16 protein-coding genes are annotated in these 15,868 nt (G+C 46.1%); 4 read left to right on the forward strand and 12 right to left on the reverse strand.

All coding sequences use genetic code 11. The features are described from left to right. Nucleotides 1-414: 414 nt before the first annotated feature. The 12 genes from KTO58_RS22455 to KTO58_RS22510 form a co-directional block, all read right to left on the reverse strand. Entirely contained in the window at nt 415-915 is a 501-nt protein-coding gene (locus tag KTO58_RS22455) for an RNA polymerase sigma factor (RefSeq protein WP_225859879.1), read from the reverse strand. Between the two features lie 285 nt (nt 916-1,200). After that, nucleotides 1,201-1,743: an HdeD family acid-resistance protein gene (locus KTO58_RS22460; protein ID WP_157752787.1), complete on the reverse strand. Its 543-nt coding sequence runs from the start codon at nt 1,741-1,743 to the stop codon at nt 1,201-1,203. Between the two features lie 731 nt (nt 1,744-2,474). Further along, nucleotides 2,475-4,016: a M28 family peptidase gene (locus KTO58_RS22465; RefSeq protein ID WP_095837246.1), complete on the reverse strand. Its 1,542-nt coding sequence runs from the start codon at nt 4,014-4,016 to the stop codon at nt 2,475-2,477. Nucleotides 4,017-4,210: 194 nt separating this feature from the next. After that, nucleotides 4,211-4,669, reverse strand: a complete 459-nt coding sequence (rpiB, locus tag KTO58_RS22470; RefSeq protein ID WP_095837245.1) for a ribose 5-phosphate isomerase B — start codon at nt 4,667-4,669, stop codon at nt 4,211-4,213. A 55-nt stretch (nt 4,670-4,724) separates the two neighbouring features. After that, nucleotides 4,725-5,582, reverse strand: a complete 858-nt coding sequence (gene tatC, locus KTO58_RS22475) for a twin-arginine translocase subunit TatC (RefSeq protein WP_095837244.1) — start codon at nt 5,580-5,582, stop codon at nt 4,725-4,727. 711 nt (nt 5,583-6,293) lie between these two features. Next, nucleotides 6,294-7,556, reverse strand: a complete 1,263-nt coding sequence (locus tag KTO58_RS22480; protein WP_095841440.1) for a hemolysin family protein — start codon at nt 7,554-7,556, stop codon at nt 6,294-6,296. Between the two features lie 76 nt (nt 7,557-7,632). Then, nucleotides 7,633-8,196, reverse strand: coding sequence for a guanylate kinase (gmk, locus tag KTO58_RS22485; RefSeq protein ID WP_095837243.1), 564 nt, complete (start codon nt 8,194-8,196; stop codon nt 7,633-7,635). 127 nt (nt 8,197-8,323) lie between these two features. Beyond that, a complete protein-coding gene (gene murA / locus KTO58_RS22490) occupies nt 8,324-9,631 on the reverse strand; it encodes a UDP-N-acetylglucosamine 1-carboxyvinyltransferase (RefSeq protein WP_095837242.1) in 1,308 nt (435 codons plus the stop codon). Further along, nucleotides 9,628-10,359 (reverse strand): DUF4290 domain-containing protein, encoded by a 732-nt coding sequence (locus KTO58_RS22495; RefSeq protein WP_095837241.1) that lies wholly within the window; start codon nt 10,357-10,359, stop codon nt 9,628-9,630. The genes murA and KTO58_RS22495 overlap by 4 nt, the downstream gene beginning before the upstream one ends. A gap of 547 nt (nt 10,360-10,906) precedes the next feature. Next, nucleotides 10,907-11,839 (reverse strand): tryptophan 2,3-dioxygenase family protein, encoded by a 933-nt coding sequence (locus KTO58_RS22500; protein WP_095837240.1) that lies wholly within the window; start codon nt 11,837-11,839, stop codon nt 10,907-10,909. A 37-nt stretch (nt 11,840-11,876) separates the two neighbouring features. Beyond that, complete coding sequence (locus KTO58_RS22505) at nt 11,877-12,566, reverse strand: NAD-dependent epimerase/dehydratase family protein (RefSeq protein ID WP_095837239.1); 690 nt, start codon at nt 12,564-12,566, stop codon at nt 11,877-11,879. 208 nt (nt 12,567-12,774) lie between these two features. Next, nucleotides 12,775-13,242 carry an Lrp/AsnC ligand binding domain-containing protein gene (locus KTO58_RS22510; protein ID WP_012788686.1) on the reverse strand — a complete coding sequence of 156 codons (468 nt, stop codon included), beginning with the start codon at nt 13,240-13,242 and terminating at the stop codon, nt 12,775-12,777. 755 nt (nt 13,243-13,997) lie between these two features. Here KTO58_RS22510 and trmB point away from each other — a divergent pair. The 4 genes from trmB to KTO58_RS22530 are packed head-to-tail and all read left to right on the forward strand — an operon-like array spanning nt 13,998 to nt 15,816. After that, entirely contained in the window at nt 13,998-14,708 is a 711-nt protein-coding gene (gene trmB / locus KTO58_RS22515) for a tRNA (guanosine(46)-N7)-methyltransferase TrmB (RefSeq protein ID WP_095837238.1), read from the forward strand. Continuing rightward, a complete protein-coding gene (locus KTO58_RS22520) occupies nt 14,677-14,880 on the forward strand; it encodes a C1orf53 family protein (protein ID WP_095837237.1) in 204 nt (67 codons plus the stop codon). Before trmB ends, KTO58_RS22520 begins: the two co-directional genes overlap by 32 nt. Then, complete coding sequence (locus KTO58_RS22525) at nt 14,810-15,331, forward strand: MGMT family protein (protein WP_095837236.1); 522 nt, start codon at nt 14,810-14,812, stop codon at nt 15,329-15,331. Before KTO58_RS22520 ends, KTO58_RS22525 begins: the two co-directional genes overlap by 71 nt. A gap of 41 nt (nt 15,332-15,372) precedes the next feature. Beyond that, on the forward strand, nt 15,373-15,816 hold the full coding sequence (locus KTO58_RS22530) for an IPExxxVDY family protein (RefSeq protein ID WP_095837235.1): 444 nt from the start codon (nt 15,373-15,375) through the stop codon (nt 15,814-15,816). Nucleotides 15,817-15,868: the final 52 nt, after the last annotated feature.

The following is a 15,868-nucleotide window of genomic DNA, read 5'->3' on the forward strand; positions in this document are numbered from 1 at the left end:
GATATATTTTTGTGCCAGTAACAGTTGTAGGAAACCAGCGATTGAAAGTTCGCAGCTGTAAGGTGAGTTGACACATTCCGGCCCGTAGCCCTAAACTAGCCCTTTATTTCGACAAATTCATCTAAAAAATATATTTAACAAATATTTACACATGAACATTTGTTCTCATACCATGTAACATATAGCCACAGAACGATATAAATACTTGCGTATAAACGACTTATCACAGACGAACGGCTACGCTCAAAATAAATGTGGGGAACAGAGAAACAGGCAGATAATAAGGTTACATCAAACACATACAGACAGGCTGTACGTTATTCAAAGGCTCTGAAGCGAAGTTGGCGGCTGGTAAGTGAGGTAAAATTAACTGTGCATGCCTGCGCATGCATGCACAGCTACATATATGCTTTATCAATACCGGGCAATACGTGTCTTCAGCATCTTCCGGGCAAAATGTATCCGGCTTTTCACTGTACCCAATGGCTCATTCAAAATAGCAGCGATCTCATAATACTTATACCCTTCGAAATATAACAGGAAAGGCTGTTTAAAGATAACAGGCCGATTATATACCGCCATCTGTACATCCTTTACCCGCAGATTGGTCTCTGCAAAATTACCAACTGCCGGCTGCTGCTGATGCAATAATGACTCGCCGGCAGCATTATCCAGCAATCTGTACTGACGGTTCCCGCGACGGTAATTGTTGATAAAGATATTGCGCATGATCGTATACAGCCATGCCCGAATATTAGTGCCGGCCAGATATTTTTCCCGGTTGGCCAATGCCCGGAACAAGGTTTCCTGATAGAGGTCTTTCGCCGATTCGGCATCCTTGGTAAGTGTAATTGCATAAGGCCGAAGAAAATCGGCGTTGCCCAGTAACAAATTGTTGAATTCGGTGGATGACATACGGTTAACTTTAAAAATCATAGAATGTAGCCATAGCGGTGCTTTCATAAATAAGACCTAAGGTGTAAGGACAATGGCAACGGGCCCTTCTACCCGCTACCGCCCGGCGCCTGTCATCACTTCATTCACAGACAATCAATAGCCCTCCCTGGAAGTGATTTCCGGCAGGCGCCTTAACGGGGTGTTTTCCTGTTCATGTAATTAAATTTTAGAATGTCAGACAATCCAATTTAAACATGCGGAAGTATTAGAAAATTAACCAGTGATCTGAGCCAATCCTGATTCTTAGTAAGTCTTGCGCCTCTTTCTAAGGCGTAAAGCAAGTGATATGAGCATTATACCAGTTACTATCGCGTAAAAGCCAAATATCCAGGTAAGGGTGATAGCTGCAGCTATAGGGTTACTTACCAATAGAATGCCAAAAATTACCGTGAGCAGCCCACCGAGTATATACCATCCCTCCCCCTTTATCTCCTTCCGGAGACGTATCGCAATCACAATCTCTAATATACCAGCGACCATCGCCCATACAGCGACCAGGTAAATCAGCAAAGCCCCCGTTGCAAATGGATTATAAAGAGTTAACACACCTAACGCCACCCCAGCCAGACCAGCTAACAGAAGTAAACCCCAACTCTCATTGTTCCTGCGGGAACTTATTGCACCTGCCACCGAAAATAACCCGTCGATCAACAGATAAGCCCCCAGAAACATCACAAGCGTCGTAAATGTCCCCCCGGGCCAACCCAACGCCATAATCCCCAAAAAGAGCGCAAATAAGCCCCTCATCAGGAATACCCACCAATAAGCGCTAAAGTAATTCTGCATTGCATTCATTTTTGGATAGTACAATAGCAGTATAGGAAACGGTACCGGTTAAACGATCCATTACTACCCGGCGCGGGGCAACAAATACAAAAACATCCCTACTCATCCGCCTAAAAAACGAACAATCAGCCGTCAGTCCCCTCCATTAGGAACCAACTATTAGCGTCGGAAATACGCCAATATCCCGAAAACAGGAAAACATATCATTGGGTGCTTCTGCCATGGTGGTAGTTTTTTACTATGGTTACCATGCGGGGCGTAAAAAACACAAGCATTCTCGTTAATATCCGCCTGATAATGAATAATATCTATGAGCCTCGATAAATACTCAAATAAACTCAGGGTTTTCTCTCACTGCTTTAATTCACTCTCTTAATCTGCTAAGGAAGCTATACACACAATTAGTTATTATTACACACGCTAAATAAATAAGCCAATTTATTCACCTAACGCTTTTAATGACGCATACCTAAGTTAGTGAAAAAAATAATTATAACCATACTTTTTTGCGCCTATACGAAAATATCTGCCCAGTCCGCCTAAAAAGGCCACAGTATAGGGATCACTGTTATAAAAGATGGGGCTTATTTACTGGGGTTTCTGAAGATCAATCTGCGAAAAGCTCGGTCAGATAAGGCGTATATTTCCGGCATACCTCGCAGCATGCCGGAAATAAAGAGATTCAACAGCTTATTGTTTTGGGTGTCAAACAGACAAATGCAAGACAAACACTATTGCTCATGCCTGTCTACCGGCAACCGCTCATCACGGTTAACAATATCCCAGGCCGTATAAAACACCAATTGCGCCCGCTTTGCCATCAGATCATACTGGATCTTCTCCACCGTATCCGTAGGCCGGTGATAGTCCGCATGCGTACCATTGAAGTAAAAAATAATAGGTATCCCATGCTGCGCAAACATATAATGGTCCGAACGATAGTAAAAACGATTCGGATCATCCGGATCATTATACTTATAATCCAACGCCAGCTTCGTATAGGTATCATTCGCCGCCTCACTGATAGGCCGTAAAGCAGAACTTAACTTATTATCTCCGATTATATATATATAGTTCTCATCCTTCGCATGATCTGGATCCACGCGGCCAATCATATCAATGTTAAGATCCGCTACCGTCTGCGCCAATGGATAAATAGGATGCTCCGTATAAAACTTCGACCCCAGCAATCCTTTCTCCTCCCCGGACACCGTCATAAATACCATGCTGCGACGTGGCCCCTTACCTTCCCTCTTCGCTTTAGCAAATGCCGTCGCCAGCTCTATCACCGATACCGTACCCGAACCGTCATCATCCGCCCCGTGAAAGATCTTCCCGTCATGCGTACCCAGGTGATCATAGTGCGCCGTCACAAACACAACCTCGTCCTTCTTATCCGTTCCCTCCAGGTAAGCCAGCACATTACTCGCTTGCGATTCCTTCGCCCCCTTGTCAAAATGAATAGCCAGCTTAGTTGCATACCCGCCGACCTTTAGCGCCTCCGCATTCCAGGTAGCCTGACCCGTGATAGCAGCCCCTAACTCAGGAGTAATATAAAATACCGTCGGAAAAGCAGACATATCCACGTCCCCCTTTACATACACCCCCGAACGCCGTAACCGGTCGCCCGCCATCATCCCCATACGCGACACCTGGCTGTTCACAATCAACAAAGCACTGGCGCCCTTCTTCGCCGCCAGCTCATGTTTGAAATCCGTAGTACCGTATTTACCCGCCTTATTAGATCCAGACAGGAAGTAAGCGCCAGCCCGCTGTGGCTCCCCTTCCCGTACCACTACTACCTTACCTTTCACATCCAGCCCATTATAATCATCATAATTGTCCGCCGTAATACCATAACCAGCATACACCACCTCCTGCTCAGTAAGATGTGCAGAACGACTGCCCTTCAGACTGGTATAGTAATCCTTCGCATACGCAAACTCCCGGTCCCCTACCAATATCTTACTGGTAGTAAGCGTATCCTGCGTCAGGTAGAAATATTGCTCCCACTTACCATCGGCTCCTGGCTTCAGACCCGCCTTCACAAACTGCGACTGGATATAAGCTGCCGCCTTCCGCTGCCCCTCAGTACCCGTCTCACGCCCTTCCATAGCCGGACCAGCTACAATGTAAAGTTGCTTTTTCAGTTGCTCCGCCGTGATCCCGGCTGCGTATTTAGATGCGGTTGATGATTTGAGCGCCGCCGACTGCTGTGCATAGGCGTTGAACCCGACTAGCGTTAGCCCCGCTATTACTAAGTGTTTCCTCATTGGGTATTAGATTTTACCTGACAAGAATAATAAATTATTGAACAATACACCAGCGCTTTTAAATAGCCCGCTGCATTAGCTTTTCGGATGGTTATAACACCTTTTGAAAGGCGATCCTCCCTCTCCACAGACAATAAAAAACCGGGAGCTTTCGCCCCCGGTCACAGTATGATCAATACGTTCGTTCCTATTATTTACAGGCAGGCGATCTTCCGCACCCTGTCCTGATGACGGCCCCCCTCAAAAGGAGTCGCTATAAACACATCTACCATCTGCACCGCTACCGACTGATCCACAAACCGGGCAGGTATACAAAGTACATTGGCTTCATTATGCCCCCTCGCCAGGCGCGCCAGCTCTTCTCCCCAACAAATAGCCGCCCGTACCCCCTGGTGCTTGTTAGCCGTGATAGCCACGCCATTCGCACTACCACATATCAGGATGCCAAAAGCCGCTTCCTCCCGCTCTACCGCCTTCGCCACCGGATGCGCATAATCCGGATAGTCTACCGAATCCTTGGAATGCGCCCCAAAATCCTTCACCTTCAACCCCTTCGCTTCCAGATAAGAAATAATCGCTTCTTTATACTCAAACCCTGCATGATCAGAGCCAATCGCCACAGGCAATGCAAGATTGAATGTTTTTTGTTCCATATCAGCTGGCTTTAGAAAATGTTAGATAAAACACAAAATTGTGGGCTATTCCTCCTTATGACCACTCCTCTACTTCCCTTTCTTTCAGGCTGGCTTCCCGATCCCTGGCCGCACGCTTGGAGATCACAATACTTACTTCGTACAATGCATACAAAGGTACGAATACCAGCAATTGGTCCACCACATCAGGAGGGGTAATAATAGCCGCCAATACCAGGATGATCACAATCGCATGACGACGGTATGTCTTCATAAAATCAGGTGTCAGCAACCCGACCTTAGTAAGGAAAAACACCAGGATAGGTAATTCGAACAATATGCCCATACCCAATACCATCTGCGACATCAACGCAAAATAATCATCCATAAAGAACTGGTTCACCGCCTTGGTCGTTACCGTATATCCGGCCAAAAAGTTAATAGTAAACGGTACCACCAGGAAATAACTGAACAATATCCCCAGGAAGAACTGCAAAGACACCCAGAAGATAATCCCACGGGCCCCCTTCAATTCCCGATCCCGCAATGCCGGCTTCACAAAACGCCAGAACTCCCAAAACACATAAGGAAACGCCAATACCACACCTAGCATAAATGCCACCTTGAACTGCAACATCACCTGGCCCGCCATCTTAAAGTTCTGGAACTCTACCTTCACCGGCGTTATACACATCTGATCCTTCAAACCTACCAGATGACTCAGCTTACACAATACCGTATACGTCGGAAACCACGGGTTCGTCGGCCCAAACACTACATTATCAAGGATCTCTGTTGTATAAACAAAACCCAATATGCTGCAAACGATGATCGCCACTACTGCGCGGATAATATGCCATCTCAGGTCCTCCAGATGATCAAAAAATGTCATTTCCGCCTTGTCGGCATTATTAGCAAATATCTTTTTGAACATGGTACGATTTAGCTAGTGCTGCTTAAAAACTTAGTACTGCATTAACAGGTCACAAATATAGCAGATGAGTATAACAAATAACAACGTTAAATACGATATCTGCGTTTATTTAAGATGCTTTTAATCCTAATTAAAAAGATTGCACATTACTGTGCAAGACATGTTTACCAAAACCGGACAAGTGTACACCCTTGTGCTGCCGGGAGATTGCAGTATAGGTGAATCAGATTAGTATATCGATTGAAAAGGAAATTATCAAGGAAGAGATAGTACAAAAAAAAGAGCCAGCCCGAGAAGAATCAAGAGCCGGCCTTTCATCCATTGTTTGTTAACCCCAAAAAAGTTGAATTCGAGAATGTCTTTGGCTTCCAAGTGTACTTACCTATCCTTATGATGGCAAGCTTTCAGAATAAGTAAAGTTGCTTGGTTGCTTTTTTATTTTCTTATACAAAAATAGAAAGAATTATGTTATTATCAATGTTGTAACAATATTTTTTACATCCTTTTAACAAAAATCAAATCATTGTGTTACATCATCTACAGCAAATGTATAAAATCCGTGTTAATTTCCTACTACTTTTTTTTAAAACGTTTTAGCAACCCGGATTATTACATTGCTTCACAAAGATATTTAAAAAAACTTAATATACAAGCACTAATTTCTCAACCTGTATAATTTAATATACGGAATTTTTCCCCACCAGGTTTTGCCTAACCCAATATCTTCATCTTTACCATCTCTATCCGTGTATCAGTCACATTTAATACATCAAACTCGTAATCATCAATAATAATACGCTCCTTCAACTTAGGAATCGTTTCATGATGATTGATAATATAACCCGATAACGTCTCACTCTCATCCTCCGGAAAATCAAACCCATACCGCTCATTCAGATAATCCAGCTCCAAACGACCCGAAAATATATACTCCCGCTCCGCAATCTGTTTTTCCACAAACTCCTCCACATCATGCTCATCCTTAATATCCCCAAAGATCTCCTCCAACACATCCTCCATCGTCACAATACCTGCCGTCCCACCAAATTCATCCACCACCCAGGCTATACTCTTCCGCTCCTTGTTAAATTTGCTCAGTAAGTCTATCGCACTCATCGTCTCCGGCACCGCCAATATCGGGTGAATAATAGAGGGAATATCCGACGGACTCTTGAACATATCCAGCTGATGAATATAGCCCAGGATATTATCAATACTATGCTCGTAAATGATAATCTTTGACAACTTCGTCTCCATGAACTTACTACGCGCATCCGAAAGCGGACTGCTGATATCCAGCGCCTCTATCTCCTTCCGCGGGATCAGACAACCTCTTATCTTCACCTGCGCCAGCGACAACGCATTCTCAAACAACTCCGTATTCAGTTCCTGGTTCTCCGTCACATGCTGCTGCGACTGACGGATAAACTGCTCCACATCCACCCGGGGAAAAGGAGCCCTGTTCTCCGCAATACGAACATTAAACAAGTATTTTAGTATCCATTCGGAAATAGATACCAACACACTACCAATGATGTAAAGCGGCTTGGAAATAATAGATATAGGTAACGCAAAAAAACTAAGTAACGCCTCCGGCCGGGAACGAAAGATCGCACGGGGAATAAAAAAGCCCAGGAACAATATCAGCAATGTCGCCACAATCACCTCTATCAGCAACAATAAAGGCTGAAAAATAGCATTCTCCTCCTCTGACAAATTCCATAAAGGCTGCCAAAAACCCGCTATCATCACCCCATACACCACCATCACAATAGACAACCCCAACATACTCGTCGCCAGGAACCGGCTCGGATTCTCATTCAAATTAGCCAATATCTTACCGGTAGCCCGCCCCTGCTTCTTACGCAGCTCTATAGACAGCTTGTTAACATTCGCAAACGCGGCCTCCAGACCGGCAAAAAAACCAGCCAGTAATACCAGTATGGCCAGGATTATAATAGTGTATGCATCCATCTTAAACCAAATATAGGAAAATCCAAATACCAAAAATCAACACCGATCCCTTCCCTGACAATTACCTCACTTACAACTACTGCTGCAGGAAATTGACCACCAGCTGCTTGGCTTCCGCACAAGCACGGGACAACTCATCATTTATTACGATCGCATCAAACTCATGCGAAAAGGATAATTCATACCGCGCCTTCGCCAACCGCTCTTCCAGCGAATCCTTCGTCTCCGTTCCCCGCTCACTTAACCTTACCCGCAAAGCATCAATGGATGGCGGCTCTATAAAGATACTCAACGCCGCTGCATGATACTTCTCTTTTATAGATAAAGCCCCCTTTACATCAATATCCACCAGCGGCGTCCTGCCCTCCGCCCAGATACGCTCCAGCTCCTGCTTCAAAGTCCCGTAATATTTACCGGCATATACCATCTCGTACTCCGCAAACGCATGCTCGTCGATCTTTTTATGAAACTCTTCTGTACTCATAAAATAGTAATCCCTCCCATTTACCTCCGTCGCACGGGGAGTCCTCGTACTGGCCGAAATAGAAAAGGCCAGCTGTGGTAACTCCGATAGTAACTGCCGGACAATAGTAGTCTTCCCTGCCCCTGAAGGCGCCGTAACAATAATGATCTTTTGCATTCCTCGTAATAACAATTTTGCGTTCTCTCCTCATCAACAATGATGATGGCTGTAAAAAGCAAATACCAAATCCCCGATAGGAATTTGGCATTTGTAAACCAGCAACCGAATATACCGGCGCCGCTTATTATACTCTTTTGATATCCGCTCCCAGCATCCTCAACCTCTCATCGATATACTGGTAACCACGGTCAATTTGTTCTATATTCTGGATCGTACTCTTTCCCTCTGCACTCAACGCCGCAATCAGCAATGATACGCCCGCCCGGATATCCGGCGACGACATCGTGATCCCTCTTAAAGGATGCTGACGCCCCAGCCCGATCACCACCGCACGGTGTGGATCGCAAAGTACGATCTGAGCCCCCATGTCAATCAGCTTGTCTACAAAAAACAAACGACTCTCAAACATCTTCTGGTGAATCATCACACTACCCCTCGCCTGCGTAGCTACCACCAATACTATACTTAACAGATCCGGCGTAAAACCTGGCCAGGGATGATCATACATCGTCAGGATAGATCCATCCAGGAACGTCTGTATTTCATAAGAATCCTGGGAAGGGATATAAATATCATCTCCCCGGATCTCCAACTGTATCCCCAGCTGACGGAACTTCTCCGGGATCACACCCAAATGCTCCACACCGGCATTTTTGATAGTAATCTCACTCTGCGTCATCGCTGCCAATCCGATAAATGACCCGATCTCGATCATATCAGGCAACATCCGGTGCGAACAACCTCCCAGGTATTTCACCCCGTCAATAGTCAGCAGGTTAGATCCTACCCCGCTGATCTTCGCACCCATGCTGTTCAGCATCTTACATAACTGCTGTATATAAGGCTCACAGGCCGCATTGTAAATAGTTGTAGTACCTTCCGCCATCACAGCTGCCATCACAATGTTGGCAGTACCAGTTACTGATGGCTCATCCAGCAGCATGAAAGTACCCTTCAAACCACTGGTCTCCAAACGGAAGAAGTTGTCGTCCGTATCGTACACAAACTGTACACCCAGCTTCTCAAAACCAATAATATGTGTATCCAGCCGGCGACGCCCGATCTTATCCCCACCAGGTTTGGGAATAAATGCCTTCCCGAATCTGGCTAACAAAGGACCCGCAATCATCACCGAACCCCTTAAACGGCCCGACTTCTTGCGAAACTCCGCATGCTGTAAATACTCGAAATTAATAGCATCAGCCTGAAACTCACAGGTATCACGACTTACCCTGTTCGTTTTCACACCGATCTCTCCCAACAACTCGATCAGCAAATTCACATCCAGGATATCCGGAATATTACTGATCGTCACCTTCTCAGGGGTGAGCAATACCGCACTGATAATCTGTAAAGCCTCGTTTTTGGCGCCTTGGGGCACAATCTCCCCTTTGAGGCGGTTCCCGCCTCTTACTTCAAAAGCACTGCTCACTTATTCCTGTTTTTGTATTTATTCTTGTTGTTGTTATTGTTATTGTTGTTGTTGTTCTTATTGCCGTTGTTGCTCTTGAACTTGTTTTGCTGGAAGGTCTTGCGCTTGTTGTTATTGTTGTTATTACCGTTGTTGGCAAGACGGTATTCCGGCACAGCAATGCTGTTACCCAATGGAGCAGTGTTCGGTACAGGCACCTGCGGAGTAGTACCTACCTGGTATTCCAACTGCCCCTGCGTGATATTACTCAGCTCAGTACGGATAGCATCGTCATGTACACTCTCCTTATGCCAGTTGGTATAAGCCAGCTTCATGTAGTTACCGATGGTCTGTGTAAAACCTTCTTTCTTCTCCGGATTCTCTTCCTCCAGTGCTTTATTGATCACAGTCTCCAGGTTCTTACCAAAGTGCCTGTTCTTGGGATATTTTTTCGGATAAGGCAGACGGTCAGGTCTGGCCTTTAAGGTCTCACTCGTAGGAATAGGATAAGGAGATTCCACATCCAGCGTAAAACCAGAGATCAGGAACAGGTGATCCCACAGCTTATGCCGGAAATCCTCCACATTACGTAAATGCGGATTCAGCGTCCCCATCAGCTCGATCACCGCCATAGCATTGGCTTGACGTTGATCCCTGTCTTCTATAGTCAGCAGGTATTCCACCATCTTCTGGATATTCCTGCCGTATTCCTTCATAATGAGGTGATTACGGGTGGTATTGTATTCCATTATCTCAACTTTAAAACAGTATTATTTTTTGATGACCAGCCATCTTTACGCGAAGCTCCGGGACTTAACGGAGGAGTTTTTCTGTGCCCCGGTATAGGTATGCCCTCTAATTTTGCGAAAGTACCTGATATGCAAACTTATGAAAAATAGTTTAATAAATTCCGTATCCCACTCCCCTGCTTCTTTTTAGGAAAATATCACCCCTCCATCGCAATTTGCATTCCAGATTTTTATCCGCCATCCCGCCACCACAGAGAAAATACTTATTTTACATCCACACCAGCCCTCGTATATATGCCCCCGTTACTACTTTTACATGGCGCCCTGGGCGCCGCTGATCAACTCCTCCCACTGGCCGTACAACTTCGCCATACCGGCCGGAAAGTCCATACCCTTAACATCAGCGGCCACGCCGGCTCCCCATTCCACTCGCCAGGGTTCAATATCTACTGGAAAAAGTACCGGCCTTCGCACAGGCTTTACAACAAAGACATGCCCCCCAACCCCTGGGAAGCCTTGTTACACCATACTGCCGTTCCTAGGATAACTATTCACCCATCGCCAGCTTCCCCCAGTTGCTGAGCTCCTCTTCCGACCACAACTCCGGGAAAAATACAATTCGTTTGTTCTTGGGAGGCAGGTATTGCTGCCAGTTCGTACCACCAGTAGCCGCTATATCTTCCGGCTTCTTATGCAGGTATCTTACAGCAGACTTATAATGCATCAGCGGCCAACGCACGTTGATGTTAAGATCATACTCCTTCAGTAATGGGATCACCGCCGCTCGCTCCGGCTCCGGCAACTGCAGGAAACGCGCCCGTACATTGCATAACTCATAGTTGGTCGCCAGCTTCAGGAAAGGCTCCATGTACTTCAGCTCAAACTGACGCAACGTCAGCGTCTTCTTACCAGTAGCCAGCTCCGTAGCACCACTCCGCCAATAAATATGATCCAGCCGATCCTTCAGGCCCGTACCCGCCAGCGGCGCCCGCTGTGGCTCATACACCAGCTGCAAAAGGTCCGTCGAACAGATCTCTATCATCCGGAACTGACCACTCTGAAAACCACTGGCTGGCAACAACGCCATCCGGAACTGTAAAAACTGCTCCTTATCCATCCCTTCCACCATAATCTCAAAAGAAGAAACCAGGTTCCGGAAATAATTGTTGATACGACGCAATTGCGTACTCATCACCTCCGCTGATGCAGGTGCATCCCCCTCGCACATCTGCGAAATAGCTTGCAGGGCTAACTTGAAATAAAGCTCCGTAATCTGGTGGTAAATGATAAAAATGTTCTCATCAGGAATAGGCGTACGGGGTTGTTGCAAGTTCAGCAATACATCCAGGTTGATATAATCCCAGTAAGTAAGGTAGTCGGCATATAAAAGACCATCCAGGTAAGCGGATAAGCTTTGGCCCATAGCGGCATACTTTTCTTCCAGCCGCTTGATTTTTTCGGCGATTTCAGTTGTAACCATGCAACAAATTAAAGGATAAACCTTTAATATTTACAGGTCATTTTCTGGCCTCCGTACGCCTTGCTAACGCAATGATATCACGCCCCTGCAGAATATCGTGTTCATATCCCTGCGTAACCGTATGGATCATCGCCAATGCCAACTCCTCCATCCGGCAAAATCCGTTGGGATACAAAGCCCTCCCTATCGGAAACAACCAGTTGATATACTTGTAAAAAGGATGCACCCGCTTCAATCCCTTAAATGGTTTGATAAACCCCGGCCGCACCGCAAAAGCACGCCGGAAAGGCAACTTCCGCAGGTCATTCTCCGTCTTACCCTTCACCCGCGCCCAATGCAACCGGCCCTGCTCACGGGTGTCCGTCCCCCCTCCCGAAATATAGTCAAACACCATGTCCGGATTCAGTCGGCTTAACGTCTCCCCCATATGCATCGTCAACGTATAGGTCACCTTGTAATACTCCTCCTTCGACACCCCCACCGACGAAATACCCAGGCAAAAGAAACAGGCATTATACCCTTGCAAGTGCCCCTCCACCGCACGCAGATCGTAAAAATCACCGTGGATCACCTCCTTCAGTTTAGGATGCTCCACCCCACAGGGCTTACGATTGATCACCAACACATCCGTTACCTCCGGATGCCGCAGACATACCTGCAACACCCCCTCGCCCACCATTCCCGTCGCCCCTGTAATGATCACCTTTACCGGCTGAACTGTATGCATATATTGCTTTTTAATAAATGATTAAAAACGCCCGGCCACTATAATCAGCCCCCACAACAGTACAAACATCCGTCATAAAAGGAATGCCAAAACAACATCAGTTACCGGGTCCTGCGTGTTAACACAGCAGCACGCCAACTGATGTTGTTCGATATCTATATGAATGTCAGGGAGATAAAAGCGGGTAACTACAGCAACTCAATTACAGCTATTCCACAACGTTGATCGTACGATAAAAGCTCTCTTCCAGGGATATCAGGGTCTCAGTACGTTCTATTCCTTTGATCTTCTGCAACTCATCATGCAGTATCCGGCGCAATTGTGTAATATCCTTACAAATGATCTCCGCAAACATACTGTAACTACCCGTCGTATAGTTCAGACGAACCATCTCCGGTATCTTACGCAGCTCCTTCGCCACCGTATCATACATAGAACTCTTCTCTAAATAAATTCCTATAAAGGCAATAACATCATATCCGATCATTTTCAGATCTACATGTAATTTAGTACCTTTAACTATACCTAGTTCTTGCAACTTCTTCATTCTCACGTGGATAGTACCTCCGGAAACAAACAGCTTCTTGCCGAGGTCCGCATACGAGATCTCCGCATTATGCATCATCTCACTGATGATCTGTAAATCAAGTTTGTCGATATTCAAATTGTGGCTCATTTTGACAATTTGTTTTTGATTGTTTTAAATCCTACTGCAAATATTTTAAAAATATCGAAATTTCAAAAATTTTTCTTAAAAAATTTGCAAGGAATGGCGCGCGTCTTTAGATTTGCATAATAATCATTACAACATAGGACGCTCAGAAAGTGAGCCCCATTCTGCAAAGAAGATGATTATTAAACATTGTGGGGTGATGAAACTGGCAGACATGCCCTCTTGTCTCGAGGGTGGAGAATCCGGGATAAACCTTGGCATAATGGGTTGACCACTAATCTTATTTGTGCTTTGGCTAACTGCTCCGTGGAGGTTCGACTCCTCCCCCTACAGCTAGTGGTGTAAAAGCCTGCAAAGTATTGGTTTGCAGGCTTTTATCATTTAAATACCTTCTAATTAGCTGTAAACCAACTAATTAAGACAACCCCACTGCCGGCCATCCCAGCAAACCCAATCCCCTAGCCGATTTCCAGCTCAAGTCCACCTCTCCTGTATCATTCGTATATCATTGGTATATCATTCCTATACCCAACACCTACCCGTATCCCTATCCACCTCCTGCCCTACCTGCTAACTTATCATGCTATCATCTCCCTAACCCAATGATCACATCCCCAACGCCCCCTATTATCCTCTCCTTCTCCTCTCATTCCCCTTCCCTTTCCCTCCTCCTTCCTCCCCACATAAAACCCCGCCCCCTCACTCACGCTACACTTACCCCACCCACTTCACAAAAAATCCATTTACTTTTGCCGACGATGGGACAGAAAAAACTGCAACGATTCGCCGAAATAGAAACCTTTCCAAACGTACTAATCTACCCGGAAGGAATGCAAGGGCAATGGAATGCCTTCTTTAAAAATAATAACCCGCTTACGCTGGAACTAGCCTGTGGCAAAGGAGATTATACGCTCGGCCTCGCCCGCCGCTTCCCAGATCGTAACTTCCTGGGAGTCGACCTCAAAGGAAACCGCATCTGGAAAGGTGCCAAAACAGCATTGGAAGAACCACTCCCCAATGCCGCCTTCCTCCGTACCCAGATAGATAAACTCAATAATTATTTCAACCCGGGCGAAATCGCCGAAATATGGATCACCTTCCCCGATCCATTCCTCCGTCAGTCAAAATCCAAAAAAAGATTGACACATCCAAAGTTCCTCCAACTCTTCCAGCCCCTGCTGGCCCCGGGAGGTACCATCAATCTGAAGACCGACTCACCGGAACTCTACCAGTTCACCCGGGAGGCGATTACCGCTAGCAACTGCCAAATCATAGAAGATATCGGCGATGTATACGCACTCCCCGTTGTACCACCGCTGTTACAAATACAAACCTTCTACGAAGGCATGCACCTGGCCGATGGCCGCACCATCCGTTATCTGAAATTCGCATTACCCGCTGCCCCACTCGACTGGCGCAGCATCAAACTGCCATCCGATGAAGCAGTCGCCACTGGTGGAGAAGATTGATTTCTACTATAACGAAGCCGGATACATGGTATTCACCGAAAAATACCATCGCGACAGAGGCTACTGCTGCGGAAACGGTTGCAAACATTGTCCATTCGATTATGAAAAAGTACCCGAACCAAAAAGAAGTGCCCTCCTGGCCAAAAGAAAAGAAACAGGCAACCACCAATGAGAAAAATCCCTCATTCTTCGAAAAAGTATTCGAACTGGCCCGCCTCGTTCCTAAAGGTCGCGTCACCACCTACGGTACCATAGCCGAAGCCGCCGGCATCCGCCTGTCCGCTAGAATGGTCGGATGGGCCATGCACGCCGCCGGTAAAGTACACCCGCCCGTACCAGCCCATCGCGTCGTGAACCGCAACGGTATGCTCACCGGCAAACATCACTTCCCCACCCCCACACTCATGGAAGAGCTGCTGGCCAAAGAAGGCGTGGTCGTTAAAAATGATAAAGTCCAACAGTTCAAAGAACTCCTATGGACACCAGGCGAACCCGACCCCGGCCCCAGTGCCATAAAACCCAAAGCCGCTTCAAAAGCTGCCCAAAAAACAGTGGCAAAGCCCGTTACCAAAGCGTCCACCCGCAAAACCAACACAAAGAATAACACGAAAAAAACAAAGTAACCAACGACTCATTTATCGACGGTAATCCCGATATTTGATATATGTCCATACTTAAATTAAGACTCGATCAGGACCAATTGATCGAAGACTTTTTTGAATCCACACACCTCGTTGGTATCGTCTCCTCCGCCCGCGACTACCAACTATGCTGGCAGATCAATCAACAAATGCACTGCGCATTCCGGGTAAATAACTCCTTGGAGATCAACCTCTCCAAAGGCCATCGCTCTTTCTATTTCACTGTGTTCGAATTCCCGGAACCCACCAAGTCCGGCGCACACTACCTCTATAACAACCATTGTAAAGCAGAATTCCTCCTGCCTGAACTCAAGAATATTGACTACCTCTGGCTCATCAAAGGAGACTATTACCAACAGGATGATGTCAAAAAATTAATAGAAGATATGCGCCGCGTACCCCTTGTTCAATTGGTTTCTTTATTGGATATTCGGGATATCAAAAACAAAATGAATCTCATATTTTAGTTTATATTTAATGATCCCAATACGGTGGAAATTTGGACAACCCATCGCTATC

It is taken from the genome of Chitinophaga pendula, from assembly GCF_020386615.1.
Taxonomy (GTDB): domain Bacteria; phylum Bacteroidota; class Bacteroidia; order Chitinophagales; family Chitinophagaceae; genus Chitinophaga; species Chitinophaga pendula.